20 protein-coding genes, 1 tRNA gene and 2 pseudogenes are annotated in these 22,720 nt (G+C 64.4%); 17 read left to right on the forward strand and 6 right to left on the reverse strand.

Annotated features, from left to right (window positions below):
* Positions 1-247: pseudogene (locus tag HZZ13_RS36390) on the forward strand (IS481 family transposase); the annotation flags it as partial.
* An 84-nt stretch (positions 248-331) separates the two neighbouring features.
* Here the strand turns inward: HZZ13_RS36390 and HZZ13_RS10260 are convergent.
* A complete protein-coding gene (locus HZZ13_RS10260) occupies positions 332-718 on the reverse strand; it encodes a hypothetical protein (protein ID WP_197959498.1) in 387 nt (128 codons plus the stop codon).
* 141 nt (positions 719-859) lie between these two features.
* Here HZZ13_RS10260 and HZZ13_RS10265 point away from each other — a divergent pair.
* Positions 860-1,213: pseudogene (locus HZZ13_RS10265) on the forward strand (trimeric intracellular cation channel family protein); the annotation flags it as partial.
* 55 nt (positions 1,214-1,268) lie between these two features.
* Here HZZ13_RS10265 and HZZ13_RS10270 read toward each other — a convergent pair.
* On the reverse strand, positions 1,269-2,504 hold the full coding sequence (locus HZZ13_RS10270; protein ID WP_197959499.1) for a c-type cytochrome: 1,236 nt from the start codon (positions 2,502-2,504) through the stop codon (positions 1,269-1,271).
* A gap of 281 nt (positions 2,505-2,785) precedes the next feature.
* Between HZZ13_RS10270 and HZZ13_RS10275 the strand changes: the two genes are divergently transcribed.
* The 11 genes from HZZ13_RS10275 (at position 2,786) to HZZ13_RS10325 (ending at position 17,783) form a co-directional block, all read left to right on the forward strand.
* Positions 2,786-6,277: an indolepyruvate ferredoxin oxidoreductase family protein gene (locus HZZ13_RS10275; RefSeq protein ID WP_197959500.1), complete on the forward strand. Its 3,492-nt coding sequence runs from the start codon at positions 2,786-2,788 to the stop codon at positions 6,275-6,277.
* Positions 6,278-6,439: 162 nt separating this feature from the next.
* On the forward strand, positions 6,440-6,868 hold the full coding sequence (locus HZZ13_RS37615; RefSeq protein ID WP_376707029.1) for an Imm26 family immunity protein: 429 nt from the start codon (positions 6,440-6,442) through the stop codon (positions 6,866-6,868).
* A gap of 152 nt (positions 6,869-7,020) precedes the next feature.
* Positions 7,021-7,527 carry a DUF4262 domain-containing protein gene (locus tag HZZ13_RS10285; RefSeq protein ID WP_197959502.1) on the forward strand — a complete coding sequence of 169 codons (507 nt, stop codon included), beginning with the start codon at positions 7,021-7,023 and terminating at the stop codon, positions 7,525-7,527.
* 921 nt (positions 7,528-8,448) lie between these two features.
* Complete coding sequence (locus HZZ13_RS10290) at positions 8,449-9,606, forward strand: thiolase family protein (protein WP_197959503.1); 1,158 nt, start codon at positions 8,449-8,451, stop codon at positions 9,604-9,606.
* Positions 9,606-9,995, forward strand: a complete 390-nt coding sequence (locus tag HZZ13_RS10295; protein WP_197959504.1) for a Zn-ribbon domain-containing OB-fold protein — start codon at positions 9,606-9,608, stop codon at positions 9,993-9,995. Before HZZ13_RS10290 ends, HZZ13_RS10295 begins: the two co-directional genes overlap by 1 nt.
* A 206-nt stretch (positions 9,996-10,201) precedes the next feature.
* Positions 10,202-11,062 carry a MaoC family dehydratase gene (locus HZZ13_RS10300; RefSeq protein WP_197959505.1) on the forward strand — a complete coding sequence of 287 codons (861 nt, stop codon included), beginning with the start codon at positions 10,202-10,204 and terminating at the stop codon, positions 11,060-11,062.
* 160 nt (positions 11,063-11,222) lie between these two features.
* A complete protein-coding gene (locus HZZ13_RS10305) occupies positions 11,223-12,104 on the forward strand; it encodes an SDR family oxidoreductase (RefSeq protein WP_197959506.1) in 882 nt (293 codons plus the stop codon).
* 107 nt (positions 12,105-12,211) lie between these two features.
* The gene (locus tag HZZ13_RS10310) at positions 12,212-13,165 is read left to right on the forward strand and encodes a dihydrodipicolinate synthase family protein (RefSeq protein WP_197959507.1); all 954 of its coding nucleotides are present in this window, start codon (positions 12,212-12,214) and stop codon (positions 13,163-13,165) included.
* Between the two features lie 4 nt (positions 13,166-13,169).
* Positions 13,170-13,985, forward strand: a complete 816-nt coding sequence (locus HZZ13_RS10315) for an NUDIX hydrolase (RefSeq protein ID WP_197959508.1) — start codon at positions 13,170-13,172, stop codon at positions 13,983-13,985.
* A gap of 78 nt (positions 13,986-14,063) precedes the next feature.
* Positions 14,064-15,008 carry a DMT family transporter gene (locus HZZ13_RS10320; protein ID WP_197959715.1) on the forward strand — a complete coding sequence of 315 codons (945 nt, stop codon included), beginning with the start codon at positions 14,064-14,066 and terminating at the stop codon, positions 15,006-15,008.
* A gap of 87 nt (positions 15,009-15,095) precedes the next feature.
* Positions 15,096-17,783 carry a PAS domain S-box protein gene (locus HZZ13_RS10325; RefSeq protein ID WP_197959509.1) on the forward strand — a complete coding sequence of 896 codons (2,688 nt, stop codon included), beginning with the start codon at positions 15,096-15,098 and terminating at the stop codon, positions 17,781-17,783.
* Here HZZ13_RS10325 and HZZ13_RS10330 read toward each other — a convergent pair whose 3' ends face one another.
* Entirely contained in the window at positions 17,784-18,137 is a 354-nt protein-coding gene (locus HZZ13_RS10330; RefSeq protein ID WP_197959716.1) for a GrlR family regulatory protein, read from the reverse strand.
* Positions 18,138-18,391: 254 nt separating this feature from the next.
* Here HZZ13_RS10330 and HZZ13_RS10335 point away from each other — a divergent pair, with 254 nt between their 5' ends.
* A complete protein-coding gene (locus HZZ13_RS10335) occupies positions 18,392-18,889 on the forward strand; it encodes a hypothetical protein (RefSeq protein WP_197959510.1) in 498 nt (165 codons plus the stop codon).
* A 52-nt stretch (positions 18,890-18,941) separates the two neighbouring features.
* On the opposite strand, the gene HZZ13_RS10340 is transcribed toward HZZ13_RS10335, so the two are convergent.
* Positions 18,942-19,328 carry a VOC family protein gene (locus HZZ13_RS10340; protein WP_197959511.1) on the reverse strand — a complete coding sequence of 129 codons (387 nt, stop codon included), beginning with the start codon at positions 19,326-19,328 and terminating at the stop codon, positions 18,942-18,944.
* A gap of 181 nt (positions 19,329-19,509) precedes the next feature.
* Here HZZ13_RS10340 and HZZ13_RS10345 point away from each other — a divergent pair, with 181 nt between their 5' ends.
* The 3 genes from HZZ13_RS10345 to HZZ13_RS10355 all read left to right on the forward strand — a co-directional run bounded on the left by HZZ13_RS10345 (position 19,510) and on the right by HZZ13_RS10355 (position 20,992).
* Positions 19,510-20,082, forward strand: coding sequence for a hypothetical protein (locus HZZ13_RS10345; RefSeq protein WP_197959512.1), 573 nt, complete (start codon positions 19,510-19,512; stop codon positions 20,080-20,082).
* Positions 20,083-20,244: 162 nt separating this feature from the next.
* On the forward strand, positions 20,245-20,763 hold the full coding sequence (locus tag HZZ13_RS10350) for a hypothetical protein (protein ID WP_197959513.1): 519 nt from the start codon (positions 20,245-20,247) through the stop codon (positions 20,761-20,763).
* A 152-nt stretch (positions 20,764-20,915) separates the two neighbouring features.
* Positions 20,916-20,992, forward strand: a tRNA-Arg gene (locus HZZ13_RS10355).
* A 63-nt stretch (positions 20,993-21,055) separates the two neighbouring features.
* On the opposite strand, the gene HZZ13_RS10360 is transcribed toward HZZ13_RS10355, so the two are convergent.
* Complete coding sequence (locus tag HZZ13_RS10360) at positions 21,056-22,021, reverse strand: AraC family transcriptional regulator (RefSeq protein ID WP_197959514.1); 966 nt, start codon at positions 22,019-22,021, stop codon at positions 21,056-21,058.
* Positions 22,022-22,346: 325 nt separating this feature from the next.
* Positions 22,347-22,625 carry a hypothetical protein gene (locus tag HZZ13_RS10365; protein WP_197959515.1) on the reverse strand — a complete coding sequence of 93 codons (279 nt, stop codon included), beginning with the start codon at positions 22,623-22,625 and terminating at the stop codon, positions 22,347-22,349.
* Between the last annotated feature and the right edge of the window lie 95 nt (positions 22,626-22,720).

The following is a 22,720-nucleotide window of genomic DNA, read 5'->3' on the forward strand; positions in this document are numbered from 1 at the left end:
GTATAGGCCAAGCTCACGTTCATTGCCAAGCAAGCTGCCCGAGCCTGAGTACGAGGAAGGAGCAATCGTGCGCAGGGCCAGTCAGCTCAAGGCCAACTTACGCTTCGGCAAGCGGCGCTGGCGCGTCCCGGAGGCCTTCCGCGGCGAGCTTTTGGCCATCAGGCCACTCGCCACCGATGGGCAATTCGGCGTCTACTTCGGAGCCCATCAAATCGCATCCATCGATCTACGAGGTGATGCAAAATGAACCCGTTACCCATGTCTCCGAACGGTGTTACCCATGTCCCCGGTCCGCACATCAAGCCGGGCAACGACAGTTATCGTGTGGCTCTTACTTCGCGCCGTCAGAGGGCGCCGGCGCTGCCGGCTTGCTCGGCGCGGCACCGGTGGTCGTGCCCGGCTCAGTGTTGTTGCGCGGCGTCACGTCACGTATGCCGGGAGGCGCGGCCGGATTGGCCGGCGCCGTCTGCTGAGCGGTTCGCGATGCCGGTTCATTGCTCGCCTGGTTGCCAGTGGTCGTGTTGTTCAAGCCGTAGAACACCGCGCCCAGCACCAGGGCGACGGCCACCGCGAACAGCGCTATCTTGCCGCTGGAGGCGGGACCTTCCCCGAGCTCGGGATCGGCCTGCAGGTCGGCATCCCGGCGCGCCGCGCGAGAATACTCATCGTCGGCGAGGTTCGGGCGGTACGGATCGTTGGGAAAACGGTCGTCAGCCATCGATTGGATCTCCTCGGGTTATGACCCCCGGACAACCCTCAGCTGCGAGATTCTGTTCCGCGCCACCTGATGCTTTCGTCGCATATTGCCGCCATCGCGGGAATCGGGAACCTGTTCTGTCGTATGCCTCGGGCCTTCAGTTCCATCCTCGATGCGATCGGTCTCGTCGTCTTCACCATGGCCGGCTGCGACGTGGCCTGGCAGATGGATGCTTCGCTGCCGATCGTTATCGTCTCGGGCATGGTGACGGGCTGTGCCGGCGGCGTGCTGCGCGATGTGCTCTGCAACGACGTGCCGCTGCTGTTTCGCTCCGAGCTCTATGACAGCGTCTCGGTGGTGACGGGGTTGTTCTATGCGACCGCGTTCGGTCTCAAGCTCAACGCCGAGCTCTGGACCATCCTGACCTTCGTCCTCGGCATCAGCTTCCGCCTGCTTGCGGTGCGCTACAAATGGGAGATGCCGAAGTTCGTGTTCACGGGGGATGAAGAGCGGTGAGCGCTGTCGCGCGCGAATGGCGAATAGCGACTGGTTCTCGGCCATTCGCCATTCGCTATTCCCCATTCGCCTCTCGCTTCCTTGCTTTCGCCACCTGTGCCGGCGTCACCAGCGGGCCTGCATTGCCCCAGGAATTGCGGATGTAGTTCGTCACCGCGGCGATCTCGGCGTCGGACAGCTGCTTGGCGTAAGCCGGCATCTCGCCGGTGTTCGGCGCGCGCGGCGTCGTCACGGTGTGAGCACCGTCGAGCATGATGCGCAAGGTCGAGGACGGATTGATCGATTGCAGCAGCGCATTGCCCGGCAGCGGCGGGTAGATGCGCGGGCTGCCCGTGCCGTCGGCCTCGTGGCAGGCGATGCAGAGCTTTGCGTACACCGCCTGGCCGGCCTTCATCTCGGCTGCGTCCGGCGGCGTCACGATGGTCTCGCGCCGCGTCGGCGGCAGGCTCTTCAGATAGGTCGCGATCGCGCGCACATCGGCATCGCTCATCTTCGAGGTCGAGTTGACGACGACCTCCGCCATCGGCCCGCCGGCGTGGCTTTTGGCATTGCGCCCGGTTTGCAGGTACTCCGTGATATCGGCCTCGCTCCACGATTTCAGCCCGGTGCGCGCGGCGCCATCGAGCCGCGGTGCGAACCAGCCGCCGACCTCGTTGCCGGACAGCGCCTGCGCATCCCGGTCGGCGCCGAAATAATTCTTCGGGGTATGGCATGCGCCGCAATGGCCGAGCCCGGTGACGAGATAGCCGCCTCTGTTCCAGGCCGCGCTCTTGGTCTGGTCCGGCTCGAACAGGCCGGGCTTGAAGTACATCGCGTTCCAAAGCCGCATCAGGCCGCGATAGCCGAACGGCCAACGCAGCTCCGGCGGCTTGTTGCGGCTGGTGACGGGCGCCAGCGTGGCGAGATAGGCGCGGATCGCCAGCGTGTCGTCTTTCGTCATCCGCGTGAAGTAGGGATAGGGAAACGCCGGGTAATAGTTCGAGCCGTCGGGCGCGATGCCGGTGCGCAAGGCGCGGGTGAAATCGGCATCCGTCCAGCCGCCGATGCCAGTGTCACGGTCCGGCGTCAGGTTCGGCGCATAGATCGCGCCAAAGGGCGTGTCGATGCGCTTGCCGCCCGCGAACGGTTTTGCCGGATCGGCGGTGTGGCAGCCCGCGCAATCGCCGGCCTCGACCAGCGCCTTGCCATAGGCGACCAGCTCGGGCGATGGTCCGGCGGCGCCGGCCGCGCTTCCAACTGCGCTGCACAACGCCAAGCCGACAAGCGCCAGGCCAGTCAGAATCGTCCGCATCGGAAGGCTCTCCTGCGACTAATCGCCGTCACCCGCATGGGCACGCGTCAATTCATTTCGCGACGGCGGGGGTATGGTGACACAAACTGAAAACGCCATGCGTGTTTCAGGCCACGAAATTGCGATTTTTGCTCAGGCCTCTCTTTGGTCCAGATTTCTGATGCGGATCATGAAATATCCGACATAGAGTGGCGGAGGTGGTCGGCGCGCCCTAGCTAAAAACAACGGGCAGGCAACGACTTAAGTGTGCAAGACCTGAACAAGGCGCAAGCGAGGACAGCATGGGCATCAACCAAGGTCCGATCAGTCTCGATCAAAAGTACACCCAGCAGACCGGACACGTCTTCACCACGGGCATCCAGGCCCTGGTCCGCTTGCCGATGGCCCAGATCCGGCGCGACCGCGCCAACGGCCTCAACACCGCGGGCTTCATCTCCGGCTATCGCGGCTCGCCGCTCGGCGGCTACGACCAGCAGCTCTTCGCCGCCCGCAAGCATCTCGAGCAGTACAACATCAAGTTCCAGCCGGGCGTGAACGAGGACCTGGCGGCGACCGCGGTGTGGGGCTCGCAGCAGCTCAACCTTTCGCCCGGCGCCAAATACGACGGCGTAGTCGGGATCTGGTACGGCAAGGGCCCGGGCGTCGATCGCTGCGGCGACGTCTTCCGTCACGGCAATGCCGCGGGCTCCGCCAAGAACGGCGGCGTGCTTTGCCTTGCCGGCGATGACCACGGCGCAAAATCCTCCACCGTCCCGCATCAGTCCGACCATGCTTTCATGTCGGCGCTGATGCCGTATCTCTATCCCTCGAGCATCCACGAGATGATCGAGATGGGCCTGCTCGGCATCGCGATGTCGCGCTATTCCGGCTGCTGGGTCGGCATGAAGGTGATCACGGAGACGGTGGAGACCACCGCCGAGATCGACCTCACCGACGAGATGAAGCCCTTCATCATCCCCACCGATTTCGAGCTGCCGCCCGGCGGCCTCAACCTGCGCTGGCCGGACGACCGCTTCGAGCAGGACCGGCGCCTGCAGGATTACAAGGGCTTTGCCGCCATCGCCTTTGCGCGCGCCAACAAGGTCAACCGCGTCACCATGGATTCGCCGAACGCACGCTTCGGCATCATGGCCTCGGGCAAGAGCTACGAGGACGTGCGCCAGGCGCTGCGCGAGCTCGGCATCACCGAGGAGGTCGCCGCCAGAATCGGCCTTCGCCTCTACAAGATCGGCATGCCTTGGCCGCTCGAGCCGGAAGGCGTGCATGAATTCGCCGTCGGTCTCGAAGAGATCTTCATCGTCGAGGAGCGGCGCGAGATCGTCGAGAACCAGGTCAAGCAGGTGTTGTTCAACTGGCGCGACGACGTGCGCCCGCGCATCGTCGGTAAGATGGACGAGCACGACAAGCGCTTCCTGACCTTCGCCGCCGAGCTCAGCGTCGCCTCGCTTGCGACTTCGCTGACCGAGCGGCTGCTTCGACTTGATCTCAACCCTGAAATCGCTTCGATGCTCCGCGCCAAGGCCGACTGGTTCAACGGCCGCCAGGCGACCCAGATGCAGGCGGTCGCCCCTGTGTCCCGAACCCCGTATTTCTGCTCCGGCTGCCCCCACAACACGTCGACGAAAGTTCCCGAAGGCAGCCGCGCGCTTGCCGGCATCGGCTGCCACTTCATGGCGCTGTGGATGGACCGCTCGACCGAGACCTTTACGCATATGGGCGGCGAGGGCGTGCCCTGGGTCGGCATCGCGCCCTTCACAAACGAGAACCACATCTTCGCCAATCTCGGCGACGGCACCTATTTCCATTCGGGCATTCTCGCCATCCGCCAGGCAATCGCCTCCAAGGCCAACATCACCTACAAGATCCTGTACAACGACGCTGTGGCGATGACCGGTGGCCAGCGTCACGACGGCGATCTCTCGCCGCAGAAGATCATGGCCCAGCTTCATGCCGAGGGCATCAGCGAAATTTATCTTGTCTCGGAAAATCCAGACGCTTACCCGGCCGATACCATCGCACCAGGGGTGAAGAAGTATCACCGCGACGAGCTCGACAACGTCATGAAGATGTGCCGCGAATACAAGGGCACCTCCGCGATCGTGTTCGTGCAGACCTGCGCCGCCGAGAAGCGCCGCCGCCGCAAGCGTGGCCTAATGGAGGATCCGCCGCGCCGCGTCATGATCAATCCGGCCGTCTGCGAAGGCTGCGGCGATTGCTCGGTGCAGTCGAACTGCATCTCGGTCGAGCCGCTGGAGACCGAGTTCGGCCGCAAGCGCGCCATCAACCAGTCGTCCTGCAACAAGGACTATTCCTGCCTGAAGGGATTCTGTCCGTCCTTCGTCACCATCGACGGCGGCGCGCCGCGCCACCGTGCGCCAGCCGAGCTCGCCGAGATCGGCGAGTTGCCCGAGCCGGCCTCGCGCCCGACGCTCGACCGGCCCTATAACATCGCCGTCGGCGGCGTCGGCGGCACCGGCGTCCTCACCATCGGCGCGCTGCTCGGCATGGCCGCCCATATCGAGGGCAAGGCCTCGATGATCCTGGACATGTCGGGCCTTGCGCAAAAGGGCGGGGCGGTGCTCAGCCATGTCCGCCTGTCCGATCATCCCGCCGAGGTGACCTGCTCGCGCATCGTCACCGGCACGGCCGATCTCGTGCTCGCCGCCGATGAAGTCGTCGCGGTCGCCAAGGACACCATCACCCTTTGCGATACCAGCCGCACCCGCGGCATCATCAACAGCCACGTCATTCCCACCGCCGACTTCATCCTCAACCGCGATTTCAATTTCCAGACCCGCAAGCTGAACGGACTGTTGGAAACCGCGCTGCACAAGGATTCGGTCTTCTTCGACTTCACGAGGCCTGCCGAGCAGCTGCTCGGCGATGCCATCGCCACCAACATGATGATGATGGGCTATGCCTATCAGAAGCGTCTGTTGCCGCTCTCCGCGGAAGCGATCGAGCAGGCGATCGAGGTCAATGGTGTCTCGATCAAGATGAACAAGGAAGCCTTCCGCCTCGGCCGTCTCGCAGTCGCCGACCCCAAGCGCCTTGCCGACATGCTGAAGGGCACGGACGGGGTGGTCGCGCCGAAGCCGCTGGAGGCCATGACGCTGGACGAGGTCATCGAGCATCGCGCCAAGCATCTCACCGCCTACCAGAACGCCCGTCTCGCCAAGCGCTATCGCAAGCTGGTCGACCAGGTGCGCGATGCCGCCGCGAAGGGCGGCTATGGCGATGCGCTGCCGCGCGCGGTCGCGGTGAACTACGCCAAGCTCCTGGCCTATAAGGACGAATACGAAGTCGCGCGGCTCTATACCGACGGCGCCTTCGAGCAGCAGCTCCGCGACCAGTTCGAGGGCGACTTCAAGTTCAATTTCAACCTCGCGCCACCCATCCTGGCAAGCGGTGTCGATGCCTTGGGCCGTCCCAAGAAGCGCGTCTTCGGCCCGTGGATGCTGAAGGTCTTCCGCGTCCTGGCCAAGTTCAAATTCCTGCGCGGCACACCGTTCGACATCTTCGGCCGCAGCGCCGACCGCAAGCTCGAGCGCGACCTGATCGCCGGCTACGAGAAGGACGTCGCCACCGTGCTCGGCCTGTTGTCGCCGCTCACGATCGACACCGCGGTCGAGCTGCTCTCGCTGCCCGACCGCATCCGCGGCTACGGCCCGGTGAAGGAGAAGGCCGTGAACGACGCCAAGGCCCGCTACGCCCAGCTCGCCGCGGACCTCGCCAACCCGCCGCCCGCGCCCAGGCAGATCGCGGCGGAGTAGCCGCCGTAGCCCGGATGGAGCGCAGCGTAATCCGGGACGAGTGCGTCCGGAGGTGACGGCCCCGGATTGCGCTGCGCTCCATCCGGGCTACGCTACTCAACCAGTCATCGGGACCGCCTACGGCAGATGAAATTGCCATACGAAGAAAGCTCCGTGTTCGCAATGCCGCTTCGACACGGTGGATTTGCCCGCGGAGTCGTTGCCCGAATGCCCCGTCGGGGAAGGGTCGTGTTGGGATACTTTTTCGGTCCACGTCTCGAAACGCCAGCGTCGGCAACGCTTGATGACCTTCACCCCAATCTTGCTGTGGCCAGGATCCGCTTTGGAGACCTCGGGCTGATTCAAGGCCGATGGTTAGTCATCGGCAAGATGCCCAATTGGCATCGGGCAGATTGGCCAATCCCCGACTTTGTCAGGCGAGATCCGATATCGAGAAAGGCCTGGCTTGTGCGATACCACGAACCGCTTCGTAGCGTGTCCGAGCCACTTTCAGATTATGACGACTTGCAGCTCTTGGAGAGTGACGGCCTGTACGGCGCGGGAGCGGCGGAAGCAAAGATTTCAAAGCTCCTGGCTCTGCAGCTGAATTGACCAGATCGTAGGGTGGGCAAAGGCGCGACGCGCCATGCCCACCATCCGACCAGACGTTCGAAAGGAGATGTGGGCACGCTTGCTTTGCCCGCCGCACGGCACTAACAGGAGCGAGGTCTCATCCGCTCTCCGTAGGACTAGGCGAGCAAGCCATGTTCACAGCCCTTGATGCGCCCCCTGGTCGGCTCGACAAGCACGAGCAGAATTTCGTCGAGAAAGTTCGCGCGCACGGCTGGTTCGGCACGCATGTCATGCCGGACAGCGAGGGGCCGGGCTTTAGCTACACGACCGGCTTCTGGCTGAAGTTCAGATTTCCGGAGGTGATCCTGTTCTCGCTGCGGCAACAGACCGCTCACGACACGTTCTGGACGCTCTATCGCGAGCTCGAGGCTGGGCGGCGTCCGCCGGTCGGCCAGCCGACCGATGCGATCTTTGAGAACGTTAGCGCGGTCTTTCTGCCGGTGTCGTTGCGGCAATATCCGAACTATCTTGGCTGGAGCAGGTGGTTCTATGGCAATGACGGGTTCGAGTGTCTGCAACTCGTGTATCCCGATCGCGAAGGCCGTTTTCCGTGGGCCGCCGCCGCATCGGCCGAAGCCCGCGTGGCGCAGCCCGACCTGACGGAAGGCAATTGGCAGGGACTACGCAAGCTCTCGTAGGGTGGGCAAAGCGAAGCGTGCCCACGTCTTCGAGATTGATCTCGGCGAGGTAGGCATGGCGCGTTGCGCCTTTGCCTACCCTACGACACTATCGCTTGTGCTGCCCGTCGGGCAAAACACCCACGCCGTTGGTCAATCCGCACGCGCAAAAACATTCCGCTTTACCGAAATTCGGAATTGTCGTATCTGTCCGCCACCTCATCCCACTCAAAGGGGCGTATCGCGATCGTCACGAAACGCGGGGTGAGCGGCGGTGGACGCGGGCTGCGTCGCGCGAGTCTCTCGCGCGCACGACGGGCGCGGTCTCGCGTACGGCAAAATCGTGTGGTCCTGACGCCCGGGGTCTGTGCGTCAAGTCTTGCGGGTCTCTCGCAAGGCGACGGGGGCAATAGTGCATCGCTCCCCGGGGAGAGCGCGACATAAGCCGTAAAGCCACTGCGCAGGGAAGGCCGGATGTTTGGCTTCACCTGTATGCCGCTGTGCATCTGTTCTTCGCGCAATTTCGCGCACAGCGGACCGTGGGTGCCCGGCCGGCACCCGGTCTTCCCTGCGCCCTCTGTATTTGGAGGGAGCGAGACGGAAGCAAAACTCGGGCGAACCCGCCGCGAGCATGCGGGCGTGTCTGCGATTCAGTTGTGAGTGGAAGAGCGACGGCGATATCCGCGAACTCCGTCATTGCGAGCGCAGCGAAGCAATCCAGAATCTTTCCGTGGAGGGACTCTGGATTGCTTCGTCGCAAGGGCTCCTCGCAATGACGACGCGGCAGGCAGGTTCGCTTCCTATCCGGGGCCCGGATTTCGGATGTGCTCCACTTGCGCTCACCCGCCGCCTCTCGCGGGGCGGAATATTTCCGCGCTTGCCAATCAGCCCGGTGCGGTTCAGAAAAAAGCGCCAGGACAAGACGCGAGCGGAGACTGAAGTTTGACCATCAAGGGCAAGGCCTACATTGCCGGGATCTACGAACACCCGACCCGGCATGCGCCGGACAAATCCACCGCCCAGCTCCATGCCGAGGTCGCCAAGGGTGCGATCGAGGATGCCGGGATCAGCAAGGACGATATCGACGGCTATTTTTGCGCGGGCGATGCGCCCGGCGGCGCCTGGCCGATGGTCGATTATCTCGGCCTCAACACCAAGAAGCTTCGTCACGTCGATTCCACCGAGACCGGCGGCTGTTCCTACATCATCCATCTCGGCCATGCCGCCGAGGCGATTGCCGCCGGCAAATGCTCGATCGCGCTCGTGACGCTCGCCGGCAAGCCGCGCACCGGGGCGATGCCGCCGCGCGCGGCCGGCGCCGAGGTCGATTTCGAATCCGCTTACGGGGCGACCACGCACAATGCCTATGGCATGTGTGCCATGCGCCACATGCACGACTATGGCACCACCTCCGAGCAGCTGGCCTGGATCAAGGTCGCGGCCTCGCATCACGCGCAATATAATCCGCATGCGATGCTCAAGGACGTCGTCACCGTCGAGGACGTCCTGAACTCGCCGATGATCTCCGATCCCCTGCATCGCATGGATTGCTGCGTCGTCTCCGACGGCGGTGGTGCGCTGATCGTCACCACGCCGGAGATTGCCAGGAGCCTGAAGAAGCCGCTGGTGCGCCTGATCGGCCATGGCGAGGCCATGAAGGGCCCGCGCGGCGGCAAGGATCTCGACCTCACTTACTCTGCCGGCGTCTGGTCCGGCCCGCGCGCTTTCGAGGAAGCCGGCATCACGCCGAAGGACATCAAATACGCCTCGATCTACGACAGCTTCACCATCACGGTGCTGATGCAGCTCGAGGACCTCGGCTTCTGCAAGAAGGGCGAGGGCGGCAAGTTCGTCGCCGACGGCAATCTCATCTCCGGAGTCGGCAAGCTGCCGTTCAACACCGACGGCGGCGGCCTGTGCAGCAACCATCCGGTCAACCGCGGCGGCATGACCAAGATCCTCGAGGCCGTGCGCCAGCTGCGCGGCGAGGCGCATCCGAAGGTGCAGGTCAAGAATTGCGATCTCGCCATCGCCCACGGTACCGGCGGCCTCCTCGGCGTCCGCCACGCCGCCTCGACCGCCATTCTGGAGCGCGTGTGATGAGTGAAGCAAAGAAATATCCGGCCCCGGTCACGAATCCCGAGACCGCCGCATTCTGGGACGCGGCGAAGGAGGGCAAGTTCATGATCAAGCGCTGTACCGCCTGCGGCGAAGCGCATTACTTCCCGCGCTCGATCTGCCCGTTCTGCTACTCCGACAAGACGGTGTGGGAGCAGGCCTCCGGCGAGGGCACGATCTACACCTACAGCCTGATGCGGAAATCGCCGACCGGTCCTTACGCCATCGGCTACGTCACGCTGAAGGAGGGGCCGTCGGTGCAGACCAATTTCGTCGACTGCGATCTGGAAAAGCTCAAGATCGGCCAGAAGGTGAAGGTGGTGTTCAAGCCGACCGACGGCGCCCCGCTGCCGTTCTTCACGGTGGCTTGATTGCTTTCTCCCTTCTCCCCTTGTGGGAGAAGGTGGCGCGAAGCGCCGGATGAGGGGTTCTCTCCGCGGAAAGACTTTCCGTGCGGAAGCAACCCCTCACCCAAATGAGTTTGCCGCACGGCCCTCGCGGCCCTCTCCCACAAGGGGAGAGGGCACATCAACGGGCGCCGCTGCTCGCTGGGAGACTGGGAGGAAGACAAAGCAACATGTCCGCCAGATACGAAGAGCTCAAAGCCCTCAAAAACCTCGGCCAGAAATATGCCTACACTGACCGCGAAGTCATGCTCTACGCCTACGGCATCGGGCTCGGCGCTGACCCCATGGACGAGAACGAGCTCGCCTTCGTCAACGAGGGCACGTACACACCGCGGCCGCTGAAGGTGGTGCCGACCTTCGCCTCCGTCGCGGCCTGGGGCTCGGGACCCGGCGAGATGAATCTCAACCGCGTCATGGTGGTCGACGGCGAGCGCGACATCACCTTCCACCAGCCGTTGCCGGTCGCCGCGAACATCACCGCCGACTCTTCCGTCCTCGAAGTCTACGACAAGGGCAAGGACAAGGGCGTCGTCATTGTTCATCAGACCGTGCTGAAGAACGAGAAGGGCGAGAAGCTGGCGACGCTGGTCGCCTCACGCTTTGCCCGCGGCGATGGCGGCTTCGGCGGGCCGAACCTGACCCAGCCGGATCCGCACAAGATCCCGTCGCGCGCGCCCGACAAGACCATCGACATCACCACGCGCCCCGACCAGGCACTGGTCTATCGCCTCTGCGGCGACCGCAACCCGCTGCACTCCGATCCCGAGTTCGCCAGGAAGGCCGGCTTCCCACGTCCGATTCTGCACGGCATGTGCACCTACGGCATCACCTGCCGCGGCGTGCTGCAGACCTATGCCGACTATGACGCAAGCGCCTTCCGCCAGCATGTCGCGCGGTTCTCCTCGCCGGTCTACCCCGGCGAGACCGTGACCATGGACCTCTGGAAGGACGGCAACGTCATTTCGTTCGAAGCCAAGGTGAAGTCGCGCGGCGTCACCGTGATCAAGAACGGCAAGACGGTGCTGGGTTAGGTCGGTCTCGTGCCCCGGACGCAGCGCAGCGCTCCTTCAGCGGTGCGCTGCTGGGCCGGGGCCCAGAGTGGCCGACAAGAACTGGGTCCCGGCTCTGCGACGCAGCGCTTCACGCTGCATCACGTCCGGGACACGAAAGAAAAAACAGGGAGACGCCACCATGGGACTACTCGACGGCAAGGTTGCGCTGATCACCGGCGCGGGCGGTGGGCTCGGCGAGGCCTACGCAAAGCTGTTCGCGCGGGAAGGGGCCTCGGTCGTCGTCAACGATCTCGGCGGTCCCCGCGACGGCTCCGGCGCCGACAAGTCCATGGCGCAACAGGTCGTGGACGCGATCAAGGCCGAGGGCGGCAAGGCGGTCGCCAACGGTGCCGACATCTCCACCATGGAAGGCGGCCAATCGGTGTTCGACGACGCCATCAAGCATTTCGGCCGCGCCGACATCCTCGTCAACAATGCCGGCATTTTGCGCGACCAGACCTTCGCAAAAGCCTCGGAAGCCGACTGGGACAAGGTCATCAAGGTCCATCTGAAGGGCACCTTTTGTTGCACCTTGCCGGTGTTTCGCTGGATGCGGGAAAACGGCGGCGGCGTCATCGTCAACACCTCCTCGACATCAGGGTTGATCGGCAATTTCGGCCAGACCAATTACGGCGCGGCCAAGGGCGGCATCTGGGGCCTGTCCAACGTGCTCGCGATCGAGGGCCGGAAGTACAACATCCGGATCTGGACGCTGGCCCCGGGCGCCCTGACCCGCATGACCGCAGACCTGCCCCGCTATAAGGAGAACCCCGGCGCTGCGCTGGGGCCGGACGGCATCGCGCCGGCCGTGCTATACATGGTCAGCGATTTGTCGGGCGACCAGACCGGCAAGGTGCTGGGCGTGTCCGGGCCCCGCGGCGTGCGCGAGATGCGGATGATGGAAATGGAAGGCTGGAAGCCGCCGCATTCGGGCTGGAAGGCCCAGGACATCGTCGATCACGCCAAGGAGATCTTCTTCTCCGAGGAGGATGTGAAGCGTTGGTCGGCGCGGCGGTTTTAGGCCATGGTCGTTCCGGGGCACGCGAAGCGTGAACCCGGAACCTCGAGATTCCGGGTTCGATGCTGACGCATCGCCCCGGAATGACGAACAAGGGGATACAAGGACTTATGAAACTCACCGCCGACGCCAAGGGCACCTTCGCAATCGCGCCGACGCCATTCCACGACGACGGCGGGATCGACGAGCGCTCGATCGACCGCCTCACCGATTTCTACGAGGAGGTCGGCTGCGACGGCGTCACGGTGCTCGGCATCATGGGCGAAGCCCCCAAGCTCGATGCGGCCGAGGCCGAGCAGGTGGCGGTGCGCTTCGTCAAGCGCGCCAAGAAGATGCAGGTGATCGTCGGGGTCTCCGCGCCGGGCTTTGCCACGATGCGTTCGCTGGCGAAGGCCTCGATGGATGCGGGCGCGGCCGGCGTCATGATCGCGCCGCCGCCAAGCTTGCGCACCGATGACCAGATCATCGGCTATTTCAAGCAGGCGGCGGAGGCGATCGGGCCTGACGTGCCCTGGGTGCTCCAGGATTATCCGCTGACGCTGTCGGTCGTGTTCACGCCTGCCGTGATCCGCAAGATCGTCATGGACAATCCGAACTGCGTGATGCTCAAGCACGAGGACTGGCCGGGGCTGGAGAAGATCTCGGCGCTGCGCAACTTCCAGAAGGACGGCACGCTGCGGCCGCTCTCGATCCTCTGCGGCAATGGCGGCTTGTTCCTGGATTTCGAGATGGAGCGCGGCGCCGACGGAGCCATGACCGGCTATGCCTTCCCCGAGCTCCTGATCGACGTCGTGCGCCTGTCGAAGCAAGGCAAGCGCGACGCCGCGCATGATCTGTTCGACGCGCATCTGCCGCTGATCCGCTACGAGCAGCAGCCCGGCGCCGGACTTGCCGTGCGCAAATACGTGCTGCAGAAGCGCGGCGTCATCGCTTCCAGCGCCCAGCGCAAGCCCGGCGCGACCATCACGGCGACGGCCAAGGCTGAGGCCGATTACCTGCTGTCGCGGGTTGCCCGCGTCGACAAGCGCGCCAATCTCGGCCCGCAATCCAGCGCCGCGGGTTAGTTGCATGGCCGCGACATCAGCATCACGCCCGGCCTCGACGATCCTCCTGCTGCGCGACGGCGCGCCGGCCGACGGCAAGAGCCGCGGCGAGATCGAAGTCTTCATGATGGTTCGCCATCATCAGATCGAGTTCAACTCGGGCGCGCTGGTGTTTCCCGGCGGCAGTGTCGATGCCGGCGACAAGGAGATCGTTGCCCGCTCCGATCTCTATTCGGGCGGCGAGGGCTTGAGCGAAGCCGATCGCGGCTTTCGGATCGCCGCGATTCGCGAGACCTTTGAGGAAAGCGGCATCCTGCTGGCACGGTCCAAGGGCACCGGCGCGCCAATCGACGCCAAACGCGCCGGCGAGATCGCCGACGCGCATCGCGTTGCGCTCAATGAGCACAAGATCGGCTTCCTCGACATTCTCGCCGACAACGATCTCCAGCTCGCACTCGACACGCTCGTGCCCTACGCGCACTGGATCACGCCGGAGGGCATGCCGAAGCGGTTCGACACCTGGTTCTTCCTGGCCGCCGCACCGCCCGACCAGCTCGGTGCTCACGACGGACGCGAATCCACCGATTCGATCTGGGTGTCGCCGCGCGAGGCGGTAGAGGGCGGAGAGAGCGGCCGCTTCAAGCTGCCGTTCCCGACCACGCGCAACCTGATCCGGCTCGCCAAACAGCCGAGCGTGAGTGCGGCGCTGGATCACGCCCGCGGCCTGTCGATCGTCACGGTGATGCCGGTGATGACCAAGACCGAAACCGGCCGTCAGCTCCGCATCCCTCGCGAGGCCGGCTATGACGGCGAGGTGTTCGAGGTCGCGGCCATCGGCTGACACACTTCGATACTGGACGAAGTATCGAGGCCGCGTTGGCGCTAGAGTCCGTCCATCGAGAAGGACGGAATGCGCGCCATGGACGTCAGGCAGGACGCCAACATCGCGGTCGAGCTGGCGCTGCTGGTCGCGCTCGCAACGCTGTGGGGCGGTTCCTACACCTTCATCAAGCTCGGCGTCGCCACCATCCCGCCGATCACGTTGATCGCGGCGCGCACGGCCATTGCCGGCCTGCTGCTGCTCGCGATCATGTGGATGCGTGGCATCGCAATGCCGACCGATGTCGCGAGCTGGAAGCGGTTCGCGTTCCAGGCCGTGCTCAACAGCGTCATCCCCTGGACCTTGATCGCCTGGGGCGAGCGCCATGTCGATGCCGCGCTCGCCACCATCCTCAACTCGGCCGGGCCGATCTTCACCTTCCTGCTCACCGCAATCGTGACCCGTCACGAGGCGACGACCCCGCGAAAATTGTTCGGCGTGGTCGCCGGCATGGCCGGCATCCTGCTGATCGTCGGCGTCGATGCCTTCCATGACATCGGCAGCGGCCTCATCGCCGAGGCGGCCATCGTTGCCGCCACCATCTGCTACGCCTGCGCCGCGATCTTCGGCCGGAGCTTCAAAGGCCTCGACCCCATGGCGCCCGCGGCCGGCTCGCTGTTGGCGGGGGCAGCGGTCCTGATCCCGGCCTCCTTCGTCGTCGAGCAGCCCTGGACGCTGTCGCCTTCGCTGAGCTCGGTGCTGGCACTGTCGGCGCTCGCGGTGTTCTCGACCGCGGCAGCATTCGTGATCTATTTCCGCCTGATCCAGACCCTGGGCTCGGTCGGCACCACCGCGCAGGCCTATCTGCGGGTGCCGATCGGGGTCGCCATCAGCGTCGCCTTCCTCGGCGAGACCTTGAGCCGGACCGCCTGGATCGGCCTGGCCTGCGTCGTCCTCGGCGTCGCCGCCATGACGATCCCGGCCCGCAGGCAGCCAGCGTCAAACTGTCGTAAAGCCGAAGCGGGCGGCAGATCCCGATATTAACGATATTCCGCGTCCCGAGGCATGTTCCCCCCGGGCAGCAATACGTCGTATATTGGACCTCCAGCAGTCCGGTCCCTCAAACCACCAATGTCCGCCGAATTGACGCCGCCCCCTGAGAAAAGGCGAACCTTCTCGCTCTCCATCGGCCAGCTCACCTTCGGCAGCTTCCTGTTGGTGTTGGCGGTGATCATCGTCACCTCGACGGCGAGCGTGATTGCGATCCGGCACATCGATACGACCTTCGCCGAGCTGCAGCGGTTGCAGAGCGTCGGCGACCTCGCCGAGGACATCGATCGCCGCATGAACGAATTGCGCCTTGCCGCGCGCGACTTCGTCACGGATCCCGGTGCCGGCATCCAGTTCCAGCAGGTCGGCGAGGCGGCCTCGACCCTCAGCGACATCCTGAAGAAGACCCGCATCGAGCTCGCGCCCGAGCAGCAGGACATGATCGACGGGGTGACCGAGCGGCTTGCGACCTATCGCTCCGGCCTCGAGCGGATCTCCACCCTGATCGACCGCCGCGCCCAGCTGCTCGCCGGACTGCCGCCGCTGCGCGACCAATTCGACGCAGCCGTCGCAGGTGCGGCGGACCGCGAGCTGGCGTCCCGCTTGTCCGAGGCGCAGAGCCGGATCGCGCTCGGGTTGCTCGCGCGCAACCCGTCCGCGGCTGAGCAGGCCGCGCAGGGAATGCGGGCGCTCGATATCGGCGATCCCAAGCTGAAGTCGGCGGTGAACGACTATGCCGAAGCCATCATGGCCGTCGCCGTCCGCGAGCGGCAGATCGCCGACATCGACCGCGAGGTGCTGGGAACTGAAGGCCGGCTGATCGGCCGCGTCACCGAATTGCTGCGCGAGGTCAGCTCCCGGCGTGGCCACGTGCTGTCGCGCGACTTCGCCCGGACGCTGACGGAGGCGCGATGGCAGAGCATCGTGCTCGGCACGGTCGGCGTGCTCATCGGCATCGCCGCTGCTTGGTTCGTGGTGCGCAGGACAGTGCGTCCGCTCGCTCAGATCGCCCGATCCATTCGCGCGCTTGCCGCGGGCCGGAAAGATACCTCAATTCCATCCGCCGACCTCGACAACGAGATCGGCGACATTGCGCGGGCGGCCGAAGTGTTCCGCCGCGCGCTGGAGGAGGCCGACACTGCACGCGAGGCGGCGGTGCGCGCGCTCACCGAGCAGCGCCTCGCCGAGGAGAGCTATCGAAAATTGTTCGAAGGCTCCATCGACGGCATCTACGTGACGACGCCAGCGGGTGACCTCCTCAACGCCAATCCGGCGCTCGCGCGCATGATGGGCTATGACAGCCCGCAGCAGCTGATCGACAGCATCAGCGACATCGCCCACACGATCTACGTCCACCCCGAGGCGCGCGCCGAATACCAACGGCTGATGGCGCGCGACGGCATGGTGCGCGAGTTCGAGTATCAGGTGCGCCAGCGCAGCGGCGACATCCTCTGGCTCTCGGACAGCGCCACAGGCGTGCGCGACGAGCATGGCAACATCGTCCGCTACGAGGGAACGCTGCGCGACATCACCGACCAGAAGCGGGCGGAGGAGGCCATCGCCGAAGGCCGGCGCCTGCTGCAGCAGGTCATCGACACCGTGCCCGCGGTGATCAACGTCAAGGACCGAAACCTGCGCTACGTGCTGATGAACCGCTACATGGCCGGCATCTTCGGCATCGAGCCCGGCGAGGCGCTCGGCCGCACCACGGCCGACCTGATGTCGCGCTACGGCGCATCCAAATCCGACGAGAGCGACAAGCGGGTGCTCAAGCTTCGAAAAGGTCTCGGTTTCTACGAGGAGGAGTATCAGGACGCCTCCGGCAACATGCGGCAATGGCTGGTCAACAAGTTGCCGCTGCTCGACGCCGAGGGCGAGATCGAGCGGATCGTGACCGTCGCGCTCGATATCGGCGAGCGCAAGCGCGGCGAGCAGGAGATGCGCAAGGCCAAGGAAGCCGCCGAAACCGCGCTGCGTAATCTGCGCGAGACACAGGCCTCGCTGATCGAGGCGGAGAAGCTGGCCGCGCTCGGGCGCCTGGTCGCCGGCGTCGCCCACGAGGTGAACAATCCCGTCGGCATCAGCCTCACGGTCGCTTCGGCCCTGGAGCGCAAGACCGCAATGTTCACCGCCGAAGTCGAGCGCGGCGAGCTGCGCCGCTCCACGCTCAACGACTTCCTCAGCACCAGCCGCGACGCGTCCTCGCAGCTCGTCTCCAATCTCAACCGCGCCGCCGAGCTGATCCAGTCGTTCAAGCAGGTCGCCGCCGACCGCAACTATTCGGATCAGCGGACTTTCGATCTCGGCGACCTCACCGAGCAGGTGGTGATGAGCCTGCGGCCGGGGCTGCGCAAGCACAATCTGACGCTCAACGTCGAGTGTCAGCCGGACCTGACCATGAACAGCTATCCAGGCCCGTACGGCCAGGTGCTGACCAATCTGTTTTTGAATTCGGTGGCGCACGCATTCCCGGACGGCCGGCCCGGGACGATCGAGATCCAGGTGCGCGAGTCCGGCAAGGACAACGTCGAGATCATCTTCTCCGACAATGGCTGCGGCATGTCGCTCGACGTCCGCCGCCGCGCCTTCGATCCGTTTTTCACGACGCGGCGCGACCAGGGCGGCACCGGCCTCGGTCTGCACATCGTCTACAGCATCGTCACCAACCGGCTCGGTGGCCGGCTCGATCTCGATTCCGAACCGGGTGGCGGTACGCGCATCCAGATAATTCTGCCGCGTGTGGCGCCGCTCGAACAGGCCGCGGAATAGCTAATCGACGTCCGCAAGCTTGTGCAGCGTCGCGCCGAAGATCTGGCTGGCCTTGCCGACCAGCGCAGTCCCGGTCATCTCCCCGCGCGTTTCGGTGAAGCTGCCGGTGACGCCGATGCCGACGGGGGCAGGGCCGCCGAACAGCGGGTTGTCATCGCCCCGAGGTGTCGTGTGCCGTTGCACCAGCACCTCGCCCTTGAAGGTGTTGTTGTCCTTCACCGTGTAGCTGCCGGTGTAATAGAGGTAGGCATCGCCGCCGAGAATCTTGCCGTCGCGGAAAAGAATCACGCCGCTGCCCTTGCCGACTCGACCATCGAGCAGGGTCACGTGAATTGAATAGAGGCCGTTCTTCATAACGTCCCGCAGGCCGGCCGCCATCGCCCAATGGCGTAACCGGTCCGGCTTTTATGCCAAAGCCCATCCTCTCGCGCAACGCGGCAGTTTGCCGGTCAGCGCGCCGACCCGCGAGCCGTAGTTGTCCCGGCTTGTCCGTGACACTGTCATGACGCTCAGATGGTGAGGCGAGGCCTAACGTTGCGAATCAGAGTTGGCCCGCGAAATGCATAACCTTTGTTGCACTGGCCGCGGGGTGCTGGAGCAAGACGAACGTGACCAACTGGATCGATTCCGGCGGCAATGAGCCGCGTCTGTACGGTGCGCGTCCTACGAATTGCAAAAGCGAACAACGACGGATTGGCGGTGCGATAAGCCGGGGAAACCTGACGAGGCTGGCGCCCGCCTTGGCGTTGATCGCGCTCGCAGCCTCCTCGGGGCACGCGCGCGACCGCGGGCAGTTCGCCAACACCAGTCCCGAATTGAAGGCCTGGTTCGACAGTTTGCGCAGCGGCAAGGGACCTTGCTGCTCCGATGCCGACGGTTCGGCGCTCTCGGACTCCGACTGGGACAGTAAGGACGGGCATTATCGCGTTCGTGTCCCGCGCTATGGCTACGCGCTCGATGGCCAGCAGCAGGAGCTCGTCTGGGTCGACGTGCCCGCGGAGGCCGTGATCTCGGAGCCGAATCGGGTGGGACGCACCATGGTCTGGCCGATCTACGGCTACATGGGCGTCACCATCCGTTGCTTTATGCCCGGCAGCATGACTTAGCCGTCGGGCGTGACGTCGTCGCCGGCCCTGAGACCGCCGGCGCCCCGTTACGTCAGGCGTATTTCTTGTCGCGCTCGAGCAGCTCGATTGAGATGCCTTCGGGCCCGCGGATGAAGCAGATGCGTACGCCGGGACGAATGGTCGTCGGCTCGCGCGTGAAGGTGACACCTTTGGCCTTGATCTCGGCGGCGACCGCGTCGATGTCCTTCACCGTCAGGCCGAAATGGTCGAGGCCCTGATGCGGGTGCGGAGGTGGCGGGCTGACGGCGCTGTCGCCCTCGAGCGGCGCGATGAAGATCCTGGCCCCGCCGAGGTTCACGTCGATCCGCCCTGGCGCGCGCACGATCTCGCCACCAAGGACGTCCCGCAGCCAGGCCGCGGTGGCTTCCGGATCGGGGCTACGCAGATGGACGTGATCCCAAGCGACGGCGAACGGCATTCATAGTCTCCCAACGGGTCTTTTCGATGCGACGGCGCATGTTAACGACATCGGTCGGTGGCCCACCACCGCCGTTGCCGACTCGCATGACATTGGGGAACCTTAGTTCCTCGCCCGAATTAAGGTAAGCTGTGACAGGATCCATCTTCGATGGTGCTGCAGCCGCAATCGGTGTGCAACCATGAATGCGAGGCTCGACCGACTCGGATTGGGGCGCTTCGCCGGCACCGGCGAACGACTTGCGCGGGCGGTGACGATTGCGAGCGTCTCATTTGGCCGAAGCCTTCTGTGGTTGCTGGCGGCCATTATCGTCGGCAGCGGCATCTGGATGCTGCTGCCTTTTTCCAAGGGCAACAGTGCCGAGCCGGTGAGGGCGGAGCTGGCGGCTGTTGAAGCGCCTCCCTCCGGCGATGCGTCGGCAATAACCTCGCCGGCGTCCGAAGCCCAGTTGCCGGCGACGGCAGAACTTGGTCGTCTCAGGATATCGTCGCAGACTTGGCGTCGCGGCGGTCTTGGCTCCAAAGCCCTAGTGACGTTCACGCTGCGAAACGACAATGACTATGCCGTAAGAGATGTCGAGATCGTCTGCGCCTTCACGCGGCGCGACGGAAGTCATCTGACCGACCGCAGCCGGGTGCTGGCGGATTCGGTCAGCATGAAGAGCCGCAAGACCTTTGTCCGTATCCCAATTGGCTTCGTCAACGTGAATGCCGATCAGGCAAAATGTTCCCCGGTTGCAGCACGCCGCGCTTGAAGGCGGGCCCGTCCCGGTAGCTGAAAAGTTACCCTCTGCGATCCTTGGCCGAAAACCATGCATCACCATTTGAACCGAACGGCTGGGCCAGGAACCAATTGGAAGATCGCCTGTTGAGGCGAGCAGAGCCCACGCGGGGATGCGGGGGGCGGAGCGCGGCCAATGCCCATCTTTAGGTATTTCATTTTTGTCGGTGGAGCTTTGCTCGCACTGCTGTTCGCGGCGGATTTCGTTGTCCCGGCGCCGCCCGTAGCACAGGCGGTCGCGACCACAGGCAACGACCAGCCGTTGATCCGAATCCGGTCCGATCGCCATCTGCCTGAGCGCGTGGTCCTCGACACCAGCCAGCCGACGATTGCCGCACCCGCGGTTCAGACCGCCGCAGTTGCGGCTCCCCGGCCCCCGGTACAGGAGAGCTTGTCGCCGGCTTTGGCCGAGATGTCGGCAAAGACGCGGGTGCGCGAGACCTTCGCCCAATTCACGCCAGCGCCGAGGGCCGGGAGCGCCGCAGCCAGGAAGTCCGACGCGGCCCAGCCCCAGACGCCCCAGGCTCAAGCTTCTCCTGTCCAGGCTCAGCCCAAGCGGAAGATCGCCAGGACGCATCCGGCGCAGCAGCCGGGCCGTCCCATGATGCTGGTCGCACAGCAGCCGCATTTCGGCCTGTTCAACACGACCTGGTGACGGCGCCTTCGGCCCCGCTTCGATCGAGGTAGGAAGGGCTTTTTATTGGCCGGCCTCTCTGCTAATTCGAACCCGATCTGAACGCCGTCGGGAGTGCTGGCTCATCGCCAGCGCCGGGGGCCGAATTTCGGTGGCCCACTCTCCGGGCCAGGGCGCTCGTAGCTCAGCTGGATAGAGCATCGGATTTCGATTCCGAGGGTCGGAGGTTCGAATCCTTCCGAGCGCGCCAGTTTGTTCCATATATGTTCCAGGCCGACGCGGCCGGGGTCACCGTCGCGAGGGCATAGCGTGCTCAGCTTGCTCGGATACCACTTTGCCGGCCGCGTGCCAGCGTGTCGGAGGGCGCCTCGTGGAAGATCGCGCGGTAGGCTGCGGCAAATTCGCCGAGATGATGGAAGCCCTGGGCACGTGCGCAGGTGGCCACGGTGACGCCCCCGCCCTTGAGCAGGCGGGCGCGGGTCGCCCATAGCCTCTTCAGGCGAATGTATTGGTGCAGGCTCATGCCTCGCACCTTGCTGACGGCGCCGCCGAGCGTACGGATCGAGACGTCGAACTCGCGGGCGAGATCGGCTGTATAGATCGGAGCGGTCGGATAGGTGGCGACGTAGTCGTCGATGCGCCGCACGAGCTTGATCGCCCGCTCGCTGTGGACCGAGGTGCTCCGATCCGACATCGGATCGATTAGAAACAGATCGTCGAGCGCGAGCAGCAGGCCTTCCTGCAGATGGGCCGCAGCCTCGGTCGTCTCGAACAGGCCCGGCTGCACTGACGCAGTGCGCAGGATATCGAGCAGGAGCTGTCGGGCGTGGAGCAGGGCGGGCCGGTTCGCGACATGGGCGCGCAAATGGTCGGCGCGGTCGAACCAGCCCCGGTCTCTCAGCTCGGGGGAGAAGATGATCATGGCGTGATGATTGGTCTGCGGCTCGACGAAATGGCACTCGTCGTTGCCGTGGAGGGCAGCGAAGAAGCGGGCGTCGAGATCCACACCTTTGAAGTTGACCTGAAGATCGTCGGTCATCGACAGGATCACCATCCCGCCAGGCATGCGATAGGCGGTGTCGAGGATCCGCGCGAACGATCTCATCACGATGATGCGGCATGCCGGCAGGGAGACGATGGCTCGGGCCGCCGCAAAGTTCGGGATGTCGAGCGGAATGCTCCTCGCATCCTCCATCGTCTCGATCGGCCAAAACGCATCGACATCGGAGAAGCCGATCAGTTGAAGCGCAGAGGAGGGAGCGAGGTCGTCGAACAACATGATTCTGGCCGGCCGCTGAAAAGAGACAATCAAATGAACGTCGCTGCATCGTCATCAATGGCGAAACATCGCGTTTCAGTAAACCGAATTTCAGGCCGTAGTATTGCGGACATCATGCCTTGCGGTCCGTCGGATAATCGCCGTTTCTCGACGTTCTGCACGTTCATGTTGACGGTACCGAAACACGATCGGTTAAGTCGTCAAGAGCGACCTTTCGGCTGATCTCAATCTTTGATCTAGATCACACATGAATGGCTTCGGGCAGCAATCGCTGCGCAATACACGATCTCGCAAAAGCGAAGGGGCCCGAGGGCCCCTTCAAACGTCACCAACGGCGATAGCCGTAGTACCCATAATAGCGCGGACCATAATAGGGCGGCCCATAATACCGCGGGCCGTAATAATATGGCCGCGGCCTGTAGTAGCCATAATAGTTCGGCCGCCACCAGCACTGTCCCCAGGCGTCGCAGACCATGCGGACCTGCTCGACGCCGGAGACCTGCGGTGTCGCAGGTGCAGGCGCGACGGGCATGGCGGATGCCGTCGACGATGCAACGAGGGCGCCGAACAGGGACGCGGCCAATCGGCCAGTATTGAGGTTCATGATGTCTTCCTCCGCTCACGCGATGCAGGATATCGAGGTTGTTCTGATCAAATTGTGGCCGAACCGAAATGTAATACAGATGAACAAACCTTCGG

The organism is Bradyrhizobium agreste, from assembly GCF_016031625.1.
GTDB classification, from domain to species: Bacteria; Pseudomonadota; Alphaproteobacteria; order Rhizobiales; family Xanthobacteraceae; genus Bradyrhizobium; species Bradyrhizobium agreste.